General features: G+C 71.5%; 3 protein-coding genes. 1 reads left to right on the top strand and 2 read right to left on the bottom strand.

Annotated elements, in window-relative coordinates; all coding sequences use genetic code 11:
* Nucleotides 1-25: 25 nt before the first annotated feature.
* Both AOK24_RS33200 and ppk2 read right to left on the bottom strand, forming a co-directional pair.
* The gene (locus tag AOK24_RS33200) at nucleotides 26-1,546 is read right to left on the bottom strand and encodes a long-chain-fatty-acid--CoA ligase (protein ID WP_055723725.1); all 1,521 of its coding nucleotides are present in this window, start codon (nucleotides 1,544-1,546) and stop codon (nucleotides 26-28) included.
* Nucleotides 1,547-1,691: 145 nt separating this feature from the next.
* A complete protein-coding gene (ppk2, locus tag AOK24_RS33195) occupies nucleotides 1,692-2,489 on the bottom strand; it encodes a polyphosphate kinase 2 (protein WP_055723724.1) in 798 nt (265 codons plus the stop codon).
* Between the two features lie 80 nt (nucleotides 2,490-2,569).
* Between ppk2 and AOK24_RS33190 the strand changes: the two genes are divergently transcribed.
* On the top strand, nucleotides 2,570-3,278 hold a 709-nt coding region (locus AOK24_RS33190; protein WP_055723723.1), incomplete at its 3' end, for a fructosamine kinase family protein.

The following is a 3,278-nucleotide window of genomic DNA, read 5'->3' as shown; positions in this document are numbered from 1 at the left end:
CACCCCACCACCCCGACCCGCCCCCTCAGCTGATCTCGCGCTTCAGGATCTTCCCCGTAGACGTCATCGGCAGCGCCTCCGCAAACTCCACCACCCGCGGATACTTGTACGCCGCAAGCCGCTCCTTGGCCCAGTCGACGAGCTCCGCCTCCGTCACCTCGACCCCCGCCTTGCGGACGACGACCGCCTTGATCTCCTCCCCATGGGAGGGATGGGGGAAGCCGATGACGGCGACCAGGGACACCGCGGGGTGCTCCATGAGGAGTTCCTCGATCTCCCGGGGGTACACGTTGAACCCACCCCGGATGATCATGTCCTTGGCGCGGTCGACGATGTAGTAGTAGCCGTCGGCGTCCCGCCGCCCGAGGTCACCGGTGCGGAACCAGCCGTCTTCGAGGACCTCGGCGGTCGCGTCGGCCCGCTTGTAGTAGCCCTTCATGACGTTGTGCCCCTTGATGGCGATCTCCCCGATGGCGTCGGGATCGTCGGCGAGGGGCGAGCCGTCCCCGGAGACGAGCCGCATCTCGACACCCGGCACGGGCACCCCGATGGACCCGACGCGGGGCTCCTGCCCGAGCCGGGAGAAGGACGCGACGGGGGACGTCTCGGACAGCCCGTACCCCTCGAGGATGGTCACCCCGAACCGCTCGCCGAACTCGCGGTGCACCTCGTGGGGCAGCGCGGACCCGCCGGAGACGGCGACCCGGAGATTACGGGCGAGCGTCCCGACGTCCACGGAGTCGTCGAGCGCGCCGAGCAGCGCCCAGTACATGGTGGGGACGCCACCGAAGAACGTGACGTTCTCGGAGAGCATCAGCCTCAGCGCGGCGGCGGGCTCGAAGCGGGGCAGCATGACGATCGTCCCGCCGTACGCGAGCGCCCCGTTCTGGATGACGGTCTGCCCGAAGGAGTGGAACAGCGGCAGCACGCACAGGAACGTGTCGGGCCGCTCGACGGACGCGCCGAAGAGCACGTCGTCGATGAGGACGTTGTCGCGCATGTTCCGGTGGCGCAGCTCGGCGCCCTTGGGGCGGCCGGTCGTGCCGGAGGTGTAGAGGATGACGGCCGTGTCGTCCTCGTCGGTGACGGCAGTCTCGAAGACCGGCGGCTGCCCGGCCCACGGCAGCGCGCTCGCCGGGTCGACGACGAACAGGTCGACCCCGTCGGCCTCGGCGACGGCCTCGCGCGCGTACTCCCCGATGGGCAGCTCGGGCGTCCCGGAGAACGCGATCAGCGCCTTGGCGTCGGAGTCCCGCAGGTGGTAGGCGATCTCGCGGGGCTTGAGCAGCACGTTCAGGGGGACGACCGTCGCGCCCGCCTTGAGGATGCCGTAGTAGGCGAACGTGAAGTACGGCAGGTTCGGCATCGACAGCGCGACCTTGTCGCCGGGCCGGATACCCGCCGCCACCAGCAGGTTCGCGACCTGCGCGGCGGCGCCGTCGACCTGCGCGTACGTCAGCCGCAGCTCGCCGAAGACGATCGCGGTGCGTTCCGGGTGGCGGGCGGCCGAGTCCTCCAGGAACCCGGCGAGGTTGTACGCGGTCATGATCCGTCCGCCGTCCACTGGCACGGCATAACGGCCTCCCTCATCGCAGGATCAACGCGGACGGTCCCGATGAACCCTCCGGCTTCGGACGCTAGTTGAGCGCACCCTGCCGTCGCAAGGATCTTGCGGCACGGATGTGTGCAGGTCACAGGCTTGCGGCGTGGTCCGGGACATAGTTCTGGAGGTCGCGCGGCGGGCGTACGTACCCGGTGGACGGCGGGCGCTCCGGCAACTCCAGGACCGGCAGCGGGACTTCGTGGTAGGGCACGGAGTCCAGCAGGTGGGCGATCATGTTGAGCCGGGCGCGCTTCTTGTCGTCGCTCTCGACGACCATCCAGGGCGCCTCGGGGATGTCGGTGTGCACGAGCATCTCGTCCTTGGCCCGCGAGTACGCCTCCCAGCGGGTGATCGACTCCAGGTCCATCGGCGAGAGCTTCCAGCGCCGGACCGGGTCGTCGAGGCGTTTGCGGAAGCGGTCCTGCTGCTCGCCGTCGCTCACCGAGAACCAGTACTTGCGCAGCATGATGCCGTCCTCGACGAGCATCCGCTCGAAGATGGGGCACTGCCGCAGGAACCGCTGGTGCTCCTCCTTCGTGCAGAACCCCATCACGTGCTCGACCCCGGCCCTGTTGTACCAGGAGCGGTCGAGCAGGACGATCTCCCCGGCGGCCGGGAGGTGTTCCACGTACCGCTGGAAGTACCACTGCGTCCGCTCCCGCTCGGTCGGCTTCGGCAGGGCGACGACCCGGGCGACCCGGGGGTTGAGGTGCTCGGTGACCCGCTTGATCGTGCCGCCCTTCCCGGCCGCGTCCCGCCCCTCGAACACGACGACCAGCCGCGCGCCCTCCGCCCGCACCCACTCCTGGAGCTTCACCAACTCCGTCTGGAGGCGCAGCAGTTCACTCTCGTACACCTTCCGCTTGAGGTTTCCCGCCGCCGCCATACCGCCTCTTTCCGTCGCCGTACAGGTGAACGCCCGCAGTCTAAGGAGCGGCTCCTTCCGCGTCGTACGCTGGCGGCCATATGGACGCTCTCACCGCCGCCGCGCGCCTCGCCGGCAGCCCCGCGCACACGGTCCGCCCCCTGTCCGGCACGGTCGCCGAGGTCGCTCTCGCCGACGGCCGGACGGTGATCGCCAAGCACGCCGACGCGCCCGACGCGGCACGCGCCGAGGCCGCCGGGCTGCGGTGGCTGGGGGCCGCGGGGGCGGTGCCGGTGCCCGCGGTGTACGGGTACGACGCCGGGTGGCTGGTGACGGAACGGGTCGCGGCGGGTGCGCCCACCGTCGGGGCCGCGGTGCGGCTGGGGCGGGGGCTCGCGGCGCTGCATGCGGCCGGGGCGCCCGCGTACGGCGCCGGTCCGCCCGGCGGTCCGCGTGAGGCGTACATCGGACTCGCGCCGATGCGGAACGTCCCCGGCGCCGAGTGGGCCGCCTGGTACGCCGAGCAGCGGGTGCTGCCGTACGTCCGGGCGGCCGTGGACCGGGGTGCGCTGACCTCGCGCGACGCGGCGGTGGTGGAGAGGGCCTGCGCGCGGCTTCCTGCCGTCGCCGGGCCGGCCGAGCCCCCGGCCCGGCTCCACGGCGACCTGTGGAACGGCAACGTGCTGTGGGGCGCCGACGGGAGGGCGTGGCTCATCGACCCCGCCGCGCACGGAGGGCACCGGGAGACGGACCTCGCGATGCTGCGGCTCTTCGGGTGCCCGTACCTGGAGGAGATCGTCGCCGGGTACG

Origin of the sequence: Streptomyces niveiscabiei, from assembly GCF_001419795.1 — a bacterium.
In the GTDB taxonomy this organism is placed as follows: Bacteria; Actinomycetota; Actinomycetes; order Streptomycetales; family Streptomycetaceae; genus Streptomyces; species Streptomyces niveiscabiei.
Note: the sequence above shows the minus strand (reverse complement) of the source record. Positions and strands in the feature narration are given on the sequence as shown.